Below are 18,302 nucleotides of genomic sequence, written 5' to 3'. Positions count from 1 at the left end.
GAATGTTTTAGTAAGGAAGCCTTAGCAAAAATGCTAGGGCTTCCTTATTTATCTAGTTAACCCTAATGTAATCAATGAATTTTTCTTTCGTAGCTAACCTCGAATTTACCCTAACCTCTACTCCGTAAGTTAAATCGTCTAAGAAATTTTCTGAGAACGTTGCTATCAGTCGGCTTTCGGTCCAGGATAAACTACTTGCAACAGTGAGATAATTTTTAACACCGTTTATAATTCTGTAAACTCTAACTGATCTATTCAAATCTGCCGTACTTCCAAATCCATTCCCGTCTATAGTTATCGTTCTGCTGCCATTTACTGTGCTATAATCGAAATCACTAATGGTAACATTACGCTGAAATGCAGAAATGAAACTACCCCACTTGTTATTCACTCGAATATCATATCTATTTTTAACAAAGGCGCTTGTTTGCGTAAAAGTAATTGTTGCAGTATTGCCATTAACGGTTGTATTGTATTTTACACCATCAATAAGCATTTCGAAATTGGCGTTTGGTGCAGTAGCATTATAATTATTACCGTTAACTACAAATGTAAACGTGTACCATCCGGCAGGTAAACCAATTGCTGGTACAATAGTGGCGGTTGTAGATAAAATCGTTGGTTCCAAATAATTGAAAGTCAAATTTCCGTTGGGATAAGTAGCTTCAAAATTATCTAAGTATATCTTTATTTGTTGTAAGTTATCTTGCGATGAAGAAAAACTCGGGGTTAGGAAAACTACATCTGTATTAGTTACAGAAACTATAGTTGCATTTTGCCCGCCAACGGTAACCCTTATTCTATTCGCAGTTGTACCAAAATTGCCACCTTTTATAGTTACACTTGCACCATCAATTCCAGATACGCTACGCAGTACTGGCGAGGTTTGGTTCAGACTATTAGCAACAATACTCTGCGAGTAAGTGAATGAAATCGAGTTGCTAGATACGCCATCTACAGTTACAACTACATTACCGCTTACACTATTCGGAATACGAACTTTTATTTCTGATGCAGAATGACCTAAAACAGTAGCCGCAACGCCCTCGAAATTTACTATTGGCGTTCCGGTTCCGTTAAAGTTTCTTCCATAAACTGTTAATGTATCTTGGGCAAATGCGATGGTTTTACTCAACCCCGTAATTATTGGCGCCATTTTGTAGGTAAATGTTTGGGCATTGCTATTTACACCATCTACAGTTACTACAACATTACCGCTGGTGGATGCAGGAACACGAACTTCAATACTAGTACCGGCATTTGAAATAATTGTTCCGGCAACGCCGTTAAAACTAACAGCAACGTTTGGTCCGGCGTCAAAGTATTTTCCGTTTAAAACAATAACTTCTCCCGCAAATCCGCTTGTTTTATCTAAGCCTGTAAATTGGGGGATAAATCTAAATACCGGCCCAGAATTAGTAATACCATTTGATGTAACTGCAACCGGCCCATTTTTAGTCTCAGGCACCGTAGCTTTTATCTGTGTGGCTGACGATGAAATTACCGTTGCAGGCAAACCATTTACCGTTACTTTATTGTTTGCAGCGCTACTGCTAAACTTACGACCATTAATTGTTATTTCTGTGCCTGCGTTGCCCAATAAAGGCGAAACATCTGTAATAACTGGCGCATCGTAGTCATATGTAAAAACTGGGCCAACAATATTTTTGTCTCCAATTTTAAGACTTACATTTCCAGTTCCAGCTTCTGATGGAACGCTAGCTAAAATAACATTGTTGGTAGATTTTTCAATTACCAAACCTTGTTTGCTGTTAAAAAAGGCTTTTAACTTCGAGGTGTCTACAGGAAAGTTTCTTCCGTAAATACGAACTTGGGTATTTTCAGTTCCTCTTTGCGGGCGAATGCTGTCTATTATCGCCGAGTTATCTGTAGGTGCATAATCGTATTTTTTCGCACATTGTGCCAGGCTTAACGCTAGCATAAATGCTAACAAGCCAAATATATTTTTTCTGCAAAACATGATATTTTGAATTTATGTAGGATTAATTTCTTCTTATCGATTTCTCTACACCAGGATTACTATTACCTAGCTTACTTTTTGCCACAATTCTATAGCTGTAAAGCATTCCTTTCTGAGCTGATGTATCTGTATAATTATCTGTCGATATTTCAGCAATCATTTTAAAATCCTTTTCAGCAGAGCCTTTTCTATAAATAATATTTATGTTCTTGGCATCAGACTGATTTGGCCAGGATATATAAACTCCTTCCACCTTGTTAACTAAATACAAATCTGCTGGAGGAGCCAAAACACTGCTTATTGGAATAGAAACAGAAGTAACCGGCGATAGTACGCTCTGACTAGCAGTTGCATTTACTGCAGTTATGCCATACTCATAAGTTTCACCAACTTCTGCCGTATTATCTTCAAATATTACTGTATTAACTATTGCCGAGTTAAGTAACTTAAAGTCTTTATCGGCCTTGCCTTTTCTATATATTTTATATCCTATAACCTCATCGTGTTTAGCAATCATGTCTTCCCAAAGCAGTTTAACTGCACCATCTGCATAACGAGCACTAATACCCGATGGGTAAGGCACAAACTCTACTTTAAGTGGCTTAAACATAACAGTAGTAGATATATCGCTCATTTTTTGAGAAATATTCATCAACTTAACCCCATAGAAATAGGTTGTTTGTCCATCTAAATTGGATAGCGAATCTGTATAAACATTGGTACGTAATGCAGGAGATACAATCCTCATATCTTCTTTTGAGGTACCCCTAAGCACATAATATGCAAACTGATCTATTTCTGGATTTATATCCCAATGTAACTGAACTTGCGCTGTACTGTCTTGCCAAACTTTTAAACCTTGCGGCGCAAAAGGAACCTCATTTTGATTTTTAACAGCGATGTTAGCGCTTGCAGACGGTAACAAACCAAATCCTTTAGCGCCTATTGTTAATGGCCTAAGTTGATAGAAATATACTACGTTAGGTAGAATTTCCTTATCGTAATAACTGCTATCGGTTGATGAGACTGTTGCTACTTCTAAAAACCCATCTGTACTTTTTCTCGATTTTAAAATCTGAATTCCGGTATAAATGCCTTCATTTGGCAAACCTTTCCAAGACAACCACGCTCCTTTTACAGAATCCGCAATTTTAAAGTCTTCAATTCCTTTTAGCTGACTAAAAGATTTACTGATGGCAAAAGCCGTATCTGATGGCAAGCCTTCATTACCCGCAAAATCCTCGGGCACTACATAATAATTAAAAAGCTTGCCTGGTATTACACGTTCAGAAAAGCTAATTTTAGAAGTGTCGTTCGTATTACTCACTATACTTAATTGAGGCACAACGGTAAAACTCTTATCGGTATTTGATTTTCGGTAAACCTTAGCCATAAATGCAGGTGTATTGGTTGCTTTTGCATACCATGACATTTGCACAACGCTATCTGTACTTGTTAAGTTCTGCAATTCGTATTTAGCAAAAGGTACTCGACTAACATCGCTTAATTTCTGACTTAGTAATAATTGCTCTTGCCCTTTATTATCAATCTTTAGTATTTTGTAAGTAGTTGAAGAATGGTTTCCCTTAACATCAACATCTTGCCACAAGACCCCAATACCCTTTAAAAAGATTTTTGAAAAAACCAGAAAGCCCATTTTATTAGGATCTCCTGCAACCAGCATTTTGTAGGCTTCCTCATCGGCATTTGTATTAAAATTATTTTTAACTTGCTGTGCTACCTCTTCTCCAACACGACTTCTAAAATCTGCAAATGAGGTTGGAAACGTTAACGCCAAAATTTTCTTAAAATTTCCTGTACCTTTTTCGTCCTTGTAGATATCGTATTGCTTTATAGATGCCGAATATAGATTGATAGAATTCATGTCATCATTTGTAAAAACAATGCCATATACTGAACTAGGCCCAGGCATTATAGTTCCCATTTGAACACCTGTTGACGGGCTGATTTGAGCTTGGACTTTTACCATTGCGTACAAGCAAAATATGATAGCTACTAAAGTTTTCATGTCTTAAAATTTTAAATATTAGTTAATTACACAATGGACTACCACCTACAAATGCTTTAAAACTCAATCCTCTGTTTTGTGCATAGGAAGCCTTAACTCCCCCTGTACCACAAAGCCTAAATGCTGGAAAACAAAGCCCAAATTTCACAGAATTACATGACGGGTTGCATCCGCCTATTTTTAAGGATACATTTCCAGAAGCTTCACCACTAATAAACCAACCATCAGTATCATTACGCCCGCCCATAAAATCATAACAAGCATCATATCCGAAACCTGCACATGCAATACTGGCTACGCAAAACTCGAAGCCACCTCCAAATTTTCCGCTTAAACCGAATAGATAACTATCTTCAGCAAAATTTAAAATGAGCTTTGCATTAGATTCTGTATAGAAGTATAAACTTGCACTAGCAATTTTAAAGTCAAATCCTATAGCCTTATCTTTAGGGATACCCATTTTTGCGGTGGCATTTATATACACTCCAGAAAATACATCCTGTACGTATTTTCTATCAACGTTTCTAAAATAATAGCTAACTCTATCTCCACGAGTAACCGGATTTTTAACGCCTACACCTAAAGCAAACTCTCCATTCGATTTTATAAGTCCTAGTAAATTGGTTTCCATAGCACACCCGAGAAAGGCAAAACGATCGTCTTTTTTCAAGCTGATAATTAAATCGCCCTGTAATTTTGTACTCATAACACCCTTTATGGGTTCGATATGCGAATCAACTGTAACACTAAATGTTTCCTGCGGGAAATCGAGTTTCATTCTGGCGTTTGCCAAATTAAGTGTAGAACCCACGACTACGCCACCATAACCCTCTATCACAGGTCCGCTTCGAACCGTTAAACCTATAGGATCTAATTTTACGAGCGCTCCAAGATTAGCGATAGATAGAGCACCATTGATGTCTACCATAAAATCTTTGGTAGCCGTATTGTATTGGAAGCCTCCGCCTACACGCTCTATGGTTACAAAACCTATCGGGATGGTTACATTTGCACTAAACTTAGCACCGAAGTCTATTCCACCTGTTACTTTGTAGTAATGGAAATCTATACCCGCATTTACGGGTGTACCAGGAATGCCAAGTTTACCCGATCCGGCAAAACCGTTATCTTTCATATCAACCTCTATTTCTGTTTTTAAAACCGGAACATCTAAAGAGGCCTTTATTTTGCCCACCGTAACACTTATGCCACCACCGCTATTTTTAAAGGATATATCTGCAGCGGTTAATTTTAACAGTGGAACATCTACCGAAACTGCTCCCTGAACACCGATGAAAGGAGTGCCACTTGTATTATCAAACTTAATGGCTTGAACCTTTAACTTGGCAAATGCTAGGTTCGTCTCAAAATTTACTGGTGCATCAACTAGGAAACGACCGTTGGTATGCACTTCGAAAATTGGAATGTTAATCTCGGAAGTAATAAATTTGGTAAATTTGATTTTGCCCGAGCCGCCTAGTTTATAAACGCCAGACTGGTTTGGCACCTGCCCAAATGAGATAGGAGAAGCTCCTTTTTTAATACTTACAATATTAAAAATGTTAATTCCGTTATCAGGGATTACAAACTTGCCCCCGAAAAACATATCCTTACCAATGGTAACATCAGAAAAATTAATGTTAGAAGTTCCAGAAGCTGGAACTTTTATTACCATGTTACCGCCAATTTTGAAACCGTCTTCATTAAATAATAGCGAAGCGATATTAGCGCTCCAATCTAAAATTTTAATGGCTGGCAAACCTGTTTGGCTAACATTAACTCTTTTAACCAGTAAGTCTGCGCCGATTAAAAGTTCTTCAATTTTAAACACACTAGATTTAATAACGCCTAGATCTGGTGTATGTAGCTCTCCTACAAAGTGTAATCCGTCTTTATCTACAAACGATTGTTCTGTTTGAGCCATTAATTTAAAGCCATACAAATTACCTTGCCAACCCGCTTGTGGGCCTTTAATTTTATATTTAGCGCTTACTTGAGCTGTAGCTGAAGAAGCAAATGCAGTTACGAAAGTTGTAGCCGAAACATTGTCTGGGAATAATTTAACATCAGCATCGCTTAAACCCCAGCCTCTTCCACCTTGTATTGCCGTCATATTCGCAACAATCTCTGCAGTTATTTTTCCACCTCCATTGCCATCGGTTTCAACGGTAATTCCACTTGGCGATTTTAGTGCAACAGGAATAAAGTTCAGCAACTTAAATTGTAAAGAAAGCTCGTCGGTTACTATCTTATTGCCTTCTGGAATGGCGTTGTTACTTGCATCGAAGTTGATTTTTATATTGCTAAACTGTAGTTTGGTAGCTATAGCAGATTTCAACTCCGTTAATGCTGGCTTAAGATTTACGAAAGCACCAGAAACTCGATAGCTGTTGCCTTCTGGAGTCATTTGGTCTAACTCTACATCGAAACCTAAAATTTTAGCTATGTTTCGTCCGCCACCGTCTGCTAACTCGAAATCTAATTGAACTGCAGTAGATGCAGCATTTACCGCCTGCACTTTAGAAATATATCCAGGTTTAGATGCTTTTAATTGAAACTTTCCTTTGGGAACATACAAACTGTAGGCTCCAGTAGCGTCTGTAGCGGTTAGCAGATATGGTTTCTCTTCAACCTTAATAGTTACGCCATCAATTGTATTGCTGGCTTTGCGTACAAAGCCACTAACTTTTATTCCCTTTTGTAATTTTATTGATTTCGCAATTTCGCTTCCTGTTTCATTAATCAACAAACTTTCTTCGGTTATTACATAGGCAGTTCCATTAGGCGCAGATACCGCTACTTTAGCTTCGCCACCAAAACCTTCATAATACCACTCGCCCTTATTGTCGGTTACGCCAACCGTATCGAAAAGTTTAATTTTTGCTTCCGCGATAGCAGCGTTTGTCTCCGCATCTAAAACTTTGAACCTGATTTTCCCTAATCGCCTTTTTAAGAAACCTACATCGCCTAAATCTAAAGTGGTTAAGGTATTGCTACCATAATTTGAGCTGGTAAGCGCATTGGTAAACACTTGGCTCATAGAAGTTGCAGCAGCAACATCTGTAATTTTGGCATTCGCACTAAATGTGTTCGATGAAAAACTTACCACGTTTCCGCTGGACCCTGCAACATTGGTAGCCACAGGCGAACTTGTAGAAGTAAGGCTTTTAATTCCTGAGCTATTAACCTTTGAAGCACTTTGACTACCTGCTACGCCAAACATTGATGGAGAAAATGAAGCTCCTTTTGCAATTTCATTTTTTATAGTCGGCGTGTTCAATAGCTGTATACTCAAATCCAATGAGTTGGCCTGTGTATTTTGCAAAGCTTTTGCTCTGGTATCATCAAATACATTTGCCGCTTGAAAAAGGTGATTATTCTGAAGTACGTTGCTTGGTAATTGAGTTGCCTGATTCGCTGTTGCTCCGCCCACATTGCTGCCGCTGGATTTCGCAGGAACTATAACTTTGATTTTTGCGTCGACATATCCTTCTTTTTTTACAATTAGATAATGTGTTCCAGGAAAATAGGTTGTCGTGAACAAACCCGTTTCACCAGTAGTAAACATATCTGTAGAGCCTTCGAAATTTAAGCGTGCATTGTTTAACGCTTTCTTATCTTCCGCCACCACGCGACCGGCGATTTGAACTAAGTCAGGTTTTATCCTAAACGATACATCTTTTTGCTCTCCATCTAAAACTCTGTTTACGATGGCAGAATTAGATGGTTCTATCTGAAGATTTTGAAATTCTGCTGGTACTTTTAACAGTTTTACCGTAAAAGTCTTCCCTTCTTTTAACCTTGGCAAATTTCCGATCGCATAATTACCGGCACTGTCTGTTTTAGTGGTATACGGCCCGCTATATTGATCTAGCATGTTCACTGCAGTTGGTGCATTAGCCAAAGCATTGCCAACGTTTGCCATAACTGCTCCGCCTTTAAATATGGAAGTTGTTGGACCGCCAGTATAAAAATTACTTGCAGTAGTTGATTTTGCTGTACTTATGGATTGCTGAACCGCAGTGGCACGTTGCAAATTTGTATTGGCATTATTTACGCCGTTAACCAATTGAGCCGAATATTGATTATTTGCGGTTACAAAACTACCGGGCAAAACACCAGTTTGTTCTTCAACGTCATCCTTGTTAAATTCTACCCTAACTACCGCATCTTTTACTGATGCAAATCCGCTTTGTAGCGATAATTGAACAGAGCCAATAATTGATGGGGGAAGCGCAGTAAGCGTATAGGTAGGTTTAACATTGGCTACTTGTGCACTAGACAGATCAGTTTGTGCAAGTTTTAATCCGCCAGAACGTTTGTTTACGTTGCCACCTGTGCTAACTTGCACGGTATAATTAATTCCCTCAAAAAGCTTTGCAAATTTAAATTGAGCAGCACTTTTTGCGTTGACACTATCAGCTGCAATAAGTACCATACTTTTTCCACCTATTACCTCTTTTGTTTTCCTATCGGGAGATAAATTTCCATCGTAAGCTAAAAACGGACAGGCAATAGCATCTGCTTCTTCCCTATAAATTTTAACAACAATATTTTTATTATCGTTTGCTGTACCTTGAATCTGAGGGAGCTCTACTTTAGGCGTATATCGATAAGTTGAAGCGATACATAAAACTTCGCCTAAATCAACATCAGGATTTTGGAGCGTACTTATTGGGATGGTTTTTGTTTCCTCAATAGCGCCTTTTGTAATTACAATTTTAATGCTACTGAAGCGATTACCGCCAGTATAGTTTAAGTCAGCAAAGCTGATATCAAAATTTCCTTCGGCATCCGTACGACCGGAGGCGATCAAATTTGGCTCTAATGGTTGTATGTTAAAAGTAGCTCCGTTAGTGGTAGCTTTATTTGTAGAAGCTGGCTGGTTTTTCGAATTAGGAGTAGGCTGTACTACACCTTTTTGCGGTGCAGGTATTCCGTTTTTATTAAGTGTTAAAATACCAAACTGAGAAGCCTCTTGTTCTTTTTGCTTCTCCTGTTCTTTCTTAACGGTAGTGTTAAAAATTCCCAAATTTACCGGTGTACTGCTAACAACTCCAATAATTTTTACCGTAGCATTAGCCAAAGGCATTTTGTTGTTTGATGCGGTTGCACTAATCGCATCAATACTAAAATCCAATTTTTGGTTTCCGGTAACAAATATTGATGAAGATAAAGAAGCGGCGGCATCTGCTGCATTTTGCGTAACCAGTCCACTTACATAGCTGTTGCTTGCAGCTGTTGCCAAAAGTGTTTTATCGGTAGACAGCGCTTTTTTAAAGTTAGTTGGATTGTCGGTTAATGGGTTAAACGAATTAAACACAACGCCACCTATTACTTGGCCACTTGTCTTCAAACCAGTATTTGTTGGTGCATTTGCCTGTGCAGCAATAGTTGTCTGTTGCAATCCGGCAGTTGCAAAAGCCCTTGGCATTTCTACAACATTGTTCGTTATATTTCCTAATGTGCCAAGTTGCACAGATGATCCACTGCCTCCTACCGCCATGGCTCCTTTATAACTTTCTTCACTAGCTTTAAATGCCCATAATGCCTTACCTCTAATACTATTAGTAGTCATCGGCTTTTTAGGTTCTTTCTTTGTTTCTGTAGGTTTACTCTCACCACCAGCTGCAATATCTGGCGAACCATAAGTAAAAGAGCTTACCTGGCTTATACCATTGTTTCTAAATGTGTAACTTCCATTCGGATCGAAAGCCGTTACCGCAAGTACATATCTCCTACCTGCAGTAAACTGTGGATCTGACGGGTTGTACACATACACATTTCCCATTACTTCTTTTTCAAAGAAATAAGGTGGCACAGCCGATAAATAAGCATCGTTAGGATTACGGTTAGCTAATACTTCAATAATCCTAATTTTATACCTAATTGATGGTGGTGCACCTGGAGGTGTTGTCCAATTGATGGTAAAAATATTTCCGACGGTTGGTTTTAGTTCATCGCCATCCAAAGGCTTAATAATTAATGGGGGCTCCAAACTACTAATAGAAAACCTGTTGCTACAACCTACCGGTTCATCTGCACTTATAGGCGCATTGGTATTGTAATCAAAGGCTTGCATACAAACCTGATAGCTTCCCTCTGGCAAGCCATTTCCTCTTATAAATTCTTCTTTTGTAATACCGGTGTAGGTAAGTTGGTTATAATCAAAAAGCGTAACTAGGTCTGCACCATTGAGGCTGCGTACTTGACCAGGCGCTAGTGTTATTGCAGACGAACTCTTATAATTTCTACCTACTTCTAACCGAATGCCATTATCGCCAACTACTGAGGCACGCAACTGAATTTGCTGTGTTCCGGCAGATTGATTTGTAAGCGTTATTAGCACTTGTTGTGGCCTGCTTTCGTAATCGGTAATCCGGTTGGGATAAGGAGGCAAAATTCTAATAGAAACACCTACTTGTGCACTTAGTGTTTGTGTAAACCCAAATGCAAGTATTAACACGATAAAATAGATTAATCTCTTCATAACTAAAATTTTATTTGATAAGCCAATTCACCTCTTAACTCCGAATATTTTTGTTGTACCCCCCCGCTAGTTGCCGGCGAATTTCTCAGAAAATAAAGTCCGAAATCTATGTTATGTCCTTTGGTTAACCGGTATTTTGTATTTAGCGAACTGTTGTAGATAATGCTTTTTCCGATGTCTTGTTTACCTAACGTGAGTGAATGATTTGTAGACAACCTGAGTAGCGACTTAAGTAGCGAAACATCGCCACCTAAAGAAAAGCCTGTATAGGTTTGGTTAATACCCATTCCACTTAGCTTTGTGGTGTTTACACTTGTATTTAGATTGATGCCTTGTTTTATAAAACCGATACTATAATTAGCCATTAGCTGCTTAGTATCCATATTTCTACTAACAGCACTGTCGGCAAAAAATTGGTTAAAGTCATTCAAATTGCTCAGTGTTGCTGCAACGGTAACCATATGCGTATAATTTTCGTTGCTAACTATGTACCTCGGCATTAAGCTGTACATTTCAGTAGTTTGTACAATTCTTAGCGAGTCTGCAAAGCGCACGGTGTTTGGAGTTTGGTTATTGGAATAATTGCTATAACTCGCATCAACTCCCAACTTATCGGTAAACTGTAAACTGGCATTACCAGCGCCAATAAATCTTTTATTGGTTGCATTCTTTTGATTTTGAAGATTATCTTTCTGGATACCAATACTTCCATTAAAACTGATTTTATTCTTCCAGGCTATAAAAGACGGAGTAATCGTCCAAGCTTCAATATCTGAAGTAATAAAATAAGCACCCATCGATTTAAACTCAGGATCAATACGTCGGTAGTTTAATTTCAATCCATATTTTTTATCGCGATAGCCAACACCTGCACTAAATGCAGTATATAACTCGCTAGTGGCATTAACCCTAGCAAATTTTCTAATCGTTTTTAATATTGGATCTTCTAAAGAATCTATAGGTAGTGTGGTGTGTAAGTTACGCGTATACAGACTTACCGCACCTTCACTTTCTACAGAGAAATATTTAAGAAAAGATAGTTGACCCTTGTAACCCACCACAGAATTTGCAGATGGAGCGATTGGGTTAAACTGCCTGTTGAGTTGACTTTTCTGAAAACCAACACTGTCATCCTTAGCATTTAAATAGCTGAAGTCGATAAAACTCTTTTTTGTTCCATAACCAACTTTTACAGCATAACCTTTTCTGGTAAATGCTTGGGGCGCCAACGACTGCGTTACCGAATCTATTACAGTAGCTTTATTTAACCGGCCGTACATAAATCCTAGTCTAAATTTACCGGGATTTAGCTCTGCACCCGCCCCTAACATGGTGTGGCCTCCTAATGTATATGGAGAAAAATTCAGGTTTCTATAACCACCGTGCAAGGTTATCCATTTATAAGTCGGACTTAAACCAAATTGATTAAAGGGTTGTTGGAAATTGGTTTTCCTATCTGTGTAAACCACACTAAAAGGAACATCCCATCCGTAAAAGCTCAACGTCGGACTTCCGCTGATGATTAAGGAAAATGGATTCCGCCTATTTGCGGCACCATTCATCTGGTAGCCAATAGTTCTTACCTCAAGCGCTCCACTGTAACTAAAAGGCTTTTGATTTTTAAGGTTGCTCAAATCTTGGGCATAAATTGTATTGGTAATTGACAACGCAATTAACAAACAACCACAATTTCTTATAACAAACGAAGACTTCATCATTATCCCTTGTTTAATTTATAGGTTAAAAAAACAGCTTTATTACGATGGTTTTCTGACGACTTATCCAGCAACCCTTTTTATTGAGTGAACTACTATTTTTAACTAGAGAAAATGCTTCGCATTGCGAATACGCTCGCCTTCAATTTATAAAAGGCTGAAATAAACTAGCGGTATTTGGGTAAATGAACAGCTCCTTTTAAATGCACCCCAATACCATTTATTCGCTAACGCTATACAAATGTATTACAGGTAAAAGCTACCACTATTGTAAAAAACGGAGATTTTTAGCTGCTATGCATAAATAGTAGCCATGTCTTATTTTTCGATTAAATTTTCGTTATATTAGTATAAGACGAAAGAGAAACTTCTTAAACCAAACTGTTGCACTTGAAGCATTTTCTATGGAACTTATCCAACTCCCAATTTGTGGAGCGTTACAAGCCCACATTTCTAAAGCATTATATATAAAGCAGCAAACAGAAAACTCTGTTAGGTTTAAACTTGTGCCTCGCTTTTATGGCTTGTGGGCTTTTACCTTGGAGGCAAGCGATCCGATGACGATCAATTTTGATAATGGGAAATTGCATAATACTGCGCCTGGAAATATCTACTCGGGAGGCTCCGGTTATGTGCCTATCGATTTTGAAATTCCCTGTAAAACAGAATGGATTTTGGTTTTACCAAAGCCCCACAGTACTGCGCTGTTTTGGCGTGAAGATGCCAATCATTTTGCCAATACCATGTACTGTGTAACAGACATGAACAAAAACTTGCGGATTTTAAATGATAAAATAAACAGCTTTAAGTTAGTTTCAGCGAAATGGGAAGCAATACAGGAATATTTGCTACAGAAAATTGGCTATGCACCAACTAATAATATCAATTACGTGAACAGCGCTTTGTCTATGATGTTCAAATATTCTGGGATGGTAGACATTAGAGAAATTGCTAAAAATTCTTGCACATGCGATAGAAACCTGCGAGATAGCTTTCAGCAGCATGTTGGATTTTCTCCAAAAAAATTTGCCTCAATGGTACGCTTTAATACATTGGTTAACCAGTGCTTAAAACAACCTATTTCCAAAAGCATTTCAGAAACTTCTGCCCAGTTCGGCTATTACGACTTATCACATCTTAATAAGGATTTTTTACGCTTTACCGGATTAAGCGCAGAAAAATTTCTACTGCAGGATCAAGGAATAAATCAATTGATTTTAGAATAAACCACTTAAAACAAAAAAGCCTCGAGAAAACTCCCGAGGATTTTTTGTTTCTATAAAATCATTAAACTTTGATTTCAACTTCAACACCGCTAGGTAATTCAAGTTTCATTAAAGCATCAACTGTTTTAGAGTTAGAGCTATAAATATCTAAAAGACGTTTATAAGCACACAATTGAAATTGCTCTCTAGCTTTTTTGTTAACGTGTGGAGAACGTAATACAGTAAAGATTTTTTTCTCTGTAGGAAGTGGAATTGGTCCGCTTACTACTGCACCCGTAGGTTTAACAGTTTTAACGATTTTCTCAGCAGATTTGTCTACCAAGTTATAATCGTAAGATTTTAATTTGATTCTGATTCTTTGGCTCATTTTGTTTTAATTTATGACGCCTTGTTAGAGCTATTAATAACAAGGAATCGGTTTATTTTTGAGATGTGAGAAATGAGACGTTAGATGTGAGACAAATCTCAATTCTCATATCTCAATACTCACATCTAATATTAGTCTTCAGACTTAATTCTGCCTTTTGATTTAGCAATTACTTCGTCTTGTACGTTTTTAGGCGCAGCTTCGTAGTGATCAAACTCCATTGTAGAAGTAGCACGACCAGAGGTGATTGTACGTAACTGAGTTACATAACCGAACATTTCTGATAAAGGCACTGTAGCCTTAATTACTTGAGATCCATTACGAGTATCCATACCTAATAACTGACCACGACGACGGTTCATATCACCGATAACATCACCCATGTTTTCTTCAGGAGTTAAGATTTCGATTTTCATGATTGGCTCCATCAAAGTAGGTTTACATTTAGGTAAAGCCTCACGATATGCCATACGAGCAGCAAGCTCAAATGATAAAGCATCTGAATCGACTGCGTGGAATGAACCATCAATCAAACGTACTTTCATATCAGGAAGTGGATAACCTGCCAACACACCATTCGACATTGCAGAAGCAAAACCTTTCTCTACAGAAGGAATAAACTCACGTGGAATTGAACCACCTGTAATTTCGTTTACGAATTGTAAACCACCTTTTTCAAAATCAGCATCAATTGGAGAAATAACAACTTGGATATCCGCGAATTTACCACGACCACCAGATTGTTTTTTATAAGTTTCGCGGTGTTGAGTTGTACCAAAGATAGCTTCTTTGTAAGCCACTTGTGGCGCACCTTGGTTAACTTCTACTTTAAACTCACGTCTTAAACGATCGATCAAGATATCTAAGTGAAGCTCACCCATACCAGAGATTACAGTTTGACCAGTTTCCTCGTCAGTTTGAACTCTAAATGTAGGATCTTCCTCCGCTAACTTACCTAAAGCCATACCTAATTTATCAACGTCTGCTTGAGTTTTAGGCTCAATTGCTAAACCAATTACTGGCTCAGGGAAGTTCATTGATTCAAGGATAATTGGATTTTTCTCTTCGCAAAGTGTATCTCCAGTTTTAATGTCTTTAAAGCCTACTACCGCAGCAATATCTCCAGCACCTACGTTAGGAATTGGATTTTGCTTGTTAGCATGCATTTGGAAGATACGAGAAATACGTTCTTTGTTTTCAGAACGAGCATTGTAAATGTAAGAACCCGCCTCTAAGTTACCCGAGTAAACGCGGATAAAGCATAAACGGCCTACAAATGGATCTGTTGCAATTTTAAATGCTAAAGCTGCAAAAGGCTCACTTTCTGATGGTTTACGTAAAACCTCTTCGTTTGTATCTGGGTTTGTACCTACAACACCTTCGCTATCTAATGGTGAAGGCAATAATTCCATCACATAATCAAGCATAGTTTGTACACCTTTGTTTTTGAAAGATGAACCACAAACCATAGGAACAATTTTAGCATCAAGTACCGCAGCACGTAAAGCATCTAAAATTTCACGCTCTGTAATTGAGTTTGGATCTTCGAAGAATTTCTCCATCAAAGTCTCATCATAATCAGCTACAGATTCAAGCAATTTCTCTCTCCACTCTGCAACCTCATCTAACATATCCTCTGGGATAGGCACTTCAGTAAAGGTCATACCTTTATCATGCTCATTCCAAACAATACCACGGTTGTTGATCAAATCAACCACACCTTTAAATGAGTCTTCAGATCCGATAGGTAATTGCAATGGAACTGCATTACTACCTAACATATCTTTAACTTGCTTAACAACTTTTAAGAAGTCAGCTCCAGAGCGGTCCATTTTGTTAACAAAACCAATACGAGCAACATTATAGTTGTTAGCTAAACGCCAGTTAGTTTCAGATTGAGGCTCAACACCATCAACTGCAGAAAACAAGAATACCAAACCATCTAATACACGTAACGAACGGTTTACCTCTACGGTAAAATCCACGTGTCCCGGTGTATCGATAATGTTAATATGGTATTTGCTACCACGGTAGTTCCAGTTTACGGTTGTTGCAGCAGAAGTAATGGTAATACCACGCTCTTGCTCTTGTGCCATCCAGTCCATTGTTGCTGCACCTTCGTGCACCTCGCCAATTTTATGGCTAACACCAGCATAATAAAGAATACGCTCAGTTGTTGTGGTTTTACCCGCATCAATGTGAGCAGCAATTCCAATATTTCTTGTAAATTTTAAATCTCTTGACATATTTTTGAATTAATGAATGACGTAAATGAGAAAATGATTGAATAGGAATTAACCAATTCAATCATTCAAAATTCACTCATTCAAACATTATCTTAGAATCTGAAGTGAGAGAACGCTTTGTTAGCCTCAGCCATTTTATGCGTATCTTCTTTCTTTTTAACTGCTGCACCTTCACCTTTAGCTGCTGAAACGATTTCACCTGCTAATTTCTCTTTCATGGTTTTTTCTCCACGTTTACGTGCATACGTAATTAACCATTTCATGCCTAAAGCAATTTTACGATCTGGTCTTACCTCTGTAGGTACTTGGAAGTTTGCACCACCAACTCTACGAGATTTAACCTCTACAGCTGGGCTGATATTTACTAAAGCACGTTTGAAAATTTCTAATCCGCTTTCGCCAGCTTTTTGTTCTGCAATTTCTACTGCATCATAAAAAATAGCGTATGCGATAGATTTCTTTCCATCGTACATCATGTTATTTACAAATCTTGTAACCTGAACATCGTTAAATTTAGGATCAGGAAGAATAATTCTCTTTTTTGGTTTTGATTTTCTCATGTCTGTTTCCTCCTAATTATTTTTTCTTTCCTTTTGCTGGTGCTGCAGCTGCTTGTCCTGGTTTAGGACGCTTAGTACCATATTTACTACGACGTTGGTTACGACCCGCCACACCTGACGTATCTAATGCACCACGGATAATGTGGTAACGTACACCTGGCAAATCCTTAACACGGCCACCACGAATTAACACGATAGAGTGCTCCTGTAAGTTGTGACCTTCCCCAGGAATATAGGCATTCACCTCTTTTCCATTGGTTAAACGTACACGGGCAACTTTACGCATTGCTGAGTTTGGTTTTTTAGGGGTAGTAGTATATACACGCGTACATACACCTCTTCGCTGTGGACAGCTGTCCAACGCTGGAGACTTACTCTTGAACTCCAGTGCTACTCTACCTTTTCTAACTAATTGTTGAATGGTTGGCATTTCTTGCTTTTTGTTTTTTCTATTTTATTTTAAAAACTCCCTAATGGCCAGCCTACAACGAGGCCACATTAAGGGACTGCAAAAGTAGAACAATTTCTTTTAACTATCAATAGGTTACACCAAAAATTTTAAGATTTGTGCATTGCTTAACAGAAAGTTTACCCACAATTAAATTATCGAGCATTTTATTTAGAAAAGCAAGGGCAGTAGTCCTTATGTAAATATAGTCCAGCTTTCTGTTCCAATCTTTTTGTCACCTCGGTTCCTGTTATAACATTCATCGCTATTAGCACCAGCGAAGCAGCCTTGTAAAGCCATCACGTCAAAAAGTATTTACACGCCAATCTGGTTTAGCTAACCAGGGCACATCACATAACTTTTGTAAAACGTAAAACAAAGCGCCAAAATTTCGTTATACGAAAAAAGATTTCGACATTAGTTCATATTATTACCTATGCAATCTAACTCAAAGAGCAAAACCCAACTGGTTTTTGAAATATCATTAGCATTCGCTACTTGGTTTGCTTTAATTTTACAGCTTGCTATTTTAAAAGACACAGTAGCCAACTTCTTCAGTTACTTCACCATTTTAAGCAATTTATTAGTAGCTAGCACACTAACCATTTCAGTTTTTGGTGCCACAACCAGATTAGGGAAAATACTCTCGCAACAAACAAGCAAATCGGCCATTGCATTGTATATATTAATTGTTGGTTTAGTGTACAACCTTGTACTTCGAGGTATTTGGGCACCAAAAGGATGGCAACTCGTAGCAGATAACTTATTGCATGTAATTGTGCCCATCGCTTACGTCATCTATTGGATAATTTTCACCCCAAAAAACTCGCTAACTTGGAAAAACGGCATTGCTTGGAGCTATTTTCCACTTCTATATTTAATTTACTCGTTAATTCGAGGACATTTCGTTGGTTGGTATCCTTATCCGTTTTTAGATGTTACCAAATTTGGCTATCATCAAGTACTAATAAACTCGGGCTTTGTGTTACTTGCCTTCATTATATTCGCCTTAGCAATAATTGGCTTTAATAAAATCGGCTCTGCCAAAAAATGATTACCGCTTAGTGCTTATTACCCTATCTGTGTTAAGGTAAAACTCATAAACTTTGTAAAGGCCATCGTCTTCAATTTCCACAGATTCTACCCTCCCGGTTTTACTAAAACCATCAGTTATCATATCGCCCACTTTTACCTCTTGCAAGGTTTCTGTGGGCGTTTCATCATTAATTCTAATCATAAA

11 protein-coding genes are annotated in these 18,302 nt (G+C 38.1%); 2 read left to right on the top strand and 9 right to left on the bottom strand.

The features are described 5' to 3' along the window. Positions 1–52: 52 nt before the first annotated feature. Genes DUT69_RS05125 through DUT69_RS05110 form a run of 4 tightly spaced genes read right to left on the bottom strand, consistent with a single transcriptional unit; the run spans position 53 to position 12,218 of the window. Positions 53–1,981 (bottom strand): IPT/TIG domain-containing protein, encoded by a 1,929-nt coding sequence (locus DUT69_RS05125; RefSeq protein ID WP_113652032.1) that lies wholly within the window; start codon positions 1,979–1,981, stop codon positions 53–55. A gap of 22 nt (positions 1,982–2,003) precedes the next feature. Continuing rightward, positions 2,004–4,010: a fibronectin type III domain-containing protein gene (locus DUT69_RS05120; RefSeq protein WP_162796185.1), complete on the bottom strand. Its 2,007-nt coding sequence runs from the start codon at positions 4,008–4,010 to the stop codon at positions 2,004–2,006. A 22-nt stretch (positions 4,011–4,032) separates the two neighbouring features. Further along, positions 4,033–10,500, bottom strand: a complete 6,468-nt coding sequence (locus tag DUT69_RS05115) for a peptidase associated/transthyretin-like domain-containing protein (RefSeq protein WP_113652030.1) — start codon at positions 10,498–10,500, stop codon at positions 4,033–4,035. A 2-nt stretch (positions 10,501–10,502) separates the two neighbouring features. Then, positions 10,503–12,218, bottom strand: coding sequence for a hypothetical protein (locus DUT69_RS05110; protein WP_162796184.1), 1,716 nt, complete (start codon positions 12,216–12,218; stop codon positions 10,503–10,505). 401 nt (positions 12,219–12,619) lie between these two features. Here DUT69_RS05110 and DUT69_RS05105 point away from each other — a divergent pair, with 401 nt between their 5' ends. Further along, a complete protein-coding gene (locus DUT69_RS05105) occupies positions 12,620–13,441 on the top strand; it encodes a helix-turn-helix domain-containing protein (protein ID WP_113652028.1) in 822 nt (273 codons plus the stop codon). A 61-nt stretch (positions 13,442–13,502) separates the two neighbouring features. Here the strand turns inward: DUT69_RS05105 and rpsJ are convergent, their stop codons facing one another. The 4 genes from rpsJ to rpsL form a co-directional block, all read right to left on the bottom strand. Continuing rightward, on the bottom strand, positions 13,503–13,808 hold the full coding sequence (gene rpsJ, locus DUT69_RS05100; RefSeq protein ID WP_008244591.1) for a 30S ribosomal protein S10: 306 nt from the start codon (positions 13,806–13,808) through the stop codon (positions 13,503–13,505). 131 nt (positions 13,809–13,939) lie between these two features. Then, a complete protein-coding gene (gene fusA, locus DUT69_RS05095) occupies positions 13,940–16,054 on the bottom strand; it encodes an elongation factor G (RefSeq protein WP_113652027.1) in 2,115 nt (704 codons plus the stop codon). 92 nt (positions 16,055–16,146) lie between these two features. After that, on the bottom strand, positions 16,147–16,614 hold the full coding sequence (gene rpsG / locus DUT69_RS05090; protein WP_113652026.1) for a 30S ribosomal protein S7: 468 nt from the start codon (positions 16,612–16,614) through the stop codon (positions 16,147–16,149). Positions 16,615–16,630: 16 nt separating this feature from the next. Then, positions 16,631–17,044 carry a 30S ribosomal protein S12 gene (gene rpsL / locus DUT69_RS05085; RefSeq protein ID WP_010599925.1) on the bottom strand — a complete coding sequence of 138 codons (414 nt, stop codon included), beginning with the start codon at positions 17,042–17,044 and terminating at the stop codon, positions 16,631–16,633. A gap of 454 nt (positions 17,045–17,498) precedes the next feature. Between rpsL and DUT69_RS05080 the strand changes: the two genes are divergently transcribed. After that, entirely contained in the window at positions 17,499–18,116 is a 618-nt protein-coding gene (locus DUT69_RS05080; protein ID WP_113652025.1) for a Pr6Pr family membrane protein, read from the top strand. On the opposite strand, the gene DUT69_RS05075 is transcribed toward DUT69_RS05080, so the two are convergent. Continuing rightward, the gene (locus DUT69_RS05075) at positions 18,117–18,299 is read right to left on the bottom strand and encodes a hypothetical protein (protein WP_113652024.1); all 183 of its coding nucleotides are present in this window, start codon (positions 18,297–18,299) and stop codon (positions 18,117–18,119) included. Between the last annotated feature and the right edge of the window lie 3 nt (positions 18,300–18,302).

The organism is Pedobacter namyangjuensis (genome assembly GCF_003313325.1).
Classification (GTDB): Bacteria; Bacteroidota; Bacteroidia; order Sphingobacteriales; family Sphingobacteriaceae; genus Pedobacter; species Pedobacter namyangjuensis.
The sequence above is the reverse complement of the archived record's forward strand: the minus strand, read 5'-3'. Positions and strand labels throughout refer to the sequence as shown.

What these genes read in the sequence shown, in the direction of transcription:
- rpsJ (WP_008244591.1), bottom strand. Translation starts at nt 13,808, where the DNA reads ATGAGCCAAAGAATCAGAATCAAATTAAAATCTTACGATTATAACTTG.
- DUT69_RS05115 (WP_113652030.1), bottom strand. Translation starts at nt 10,500, where the DNA reads ATGAAGAGATTAATCTATTTTATCGTGTTAATACTTGCATTTGGGTTT.
- DUT69_RS05110 (WP_162796184.1), bottom strand. Translation starts at nt 12,218, where the DNA reads ATGATGAAGTCTTCGTTTGTTATAAGAAATTGTGGTTGTTTGTTAATT.
- DUT69_RS05125 (WP_113652032.1), bottom strand. Translation starts at nt 1,981, where the DNA reads ATGTTTTGCAGAAAAAATATATTTGGCTTGTTAGCATTTATGCTAGCG.
- fusA (WP_113652027.1), bottom strand. Translation starts at nt 16,054, where the DNA reads ATGTCAAGAGATTTAAAATTTACAAGAAATATTGGAATTGCTGCTCAC.
- DUT69_RS05105 (WP_113652028.1), top strand. Translation starts at nt 12,620, where the DNA reads ATGGAACTTATCCAACTCCCAATTTGTGGAGCGTTACAAGCCCACATT.
- DUT69_RS05075 (WP_113652024.1), bottom strand. Translation starts at nt 18,299, where the DNA reads ATGATTAGAATTAATGATGAAACGCCCACAGAAACCTTGCAAGAGGTA.
- DUT69_RS05080 (WP_113652025.1), top strand. Translation starts at nt 17,499, where the DNA reads ATGCAATCTAACTCAAAGAGCAAAACCCAACTGGTTTTTGAAATATCA.
- DUT69_RS05120 (WP_162796185.1), bottom strand. Translation starts at nt 4,010, where the DNA reads ATGAAAACTTTAGTAGCTATCATATTTTGCTTGTACGCAATGGTAAAA.
- rpsL (WP_010599925.1), bottom strand. Translation starts at nt 17,044, where the DNA reads ATGCCAACCATTCAACAATTAGTTAGAAAAGGTAGAGTAGCACTGGAG.
- rpsG (WP_113652026.1), bottom strand. Translation starts at nt 16,614, where the DNA reads ATGAGAAAATCAAAACCAAAAAAGAGAATTATTCTTCCTGATCCTAAA.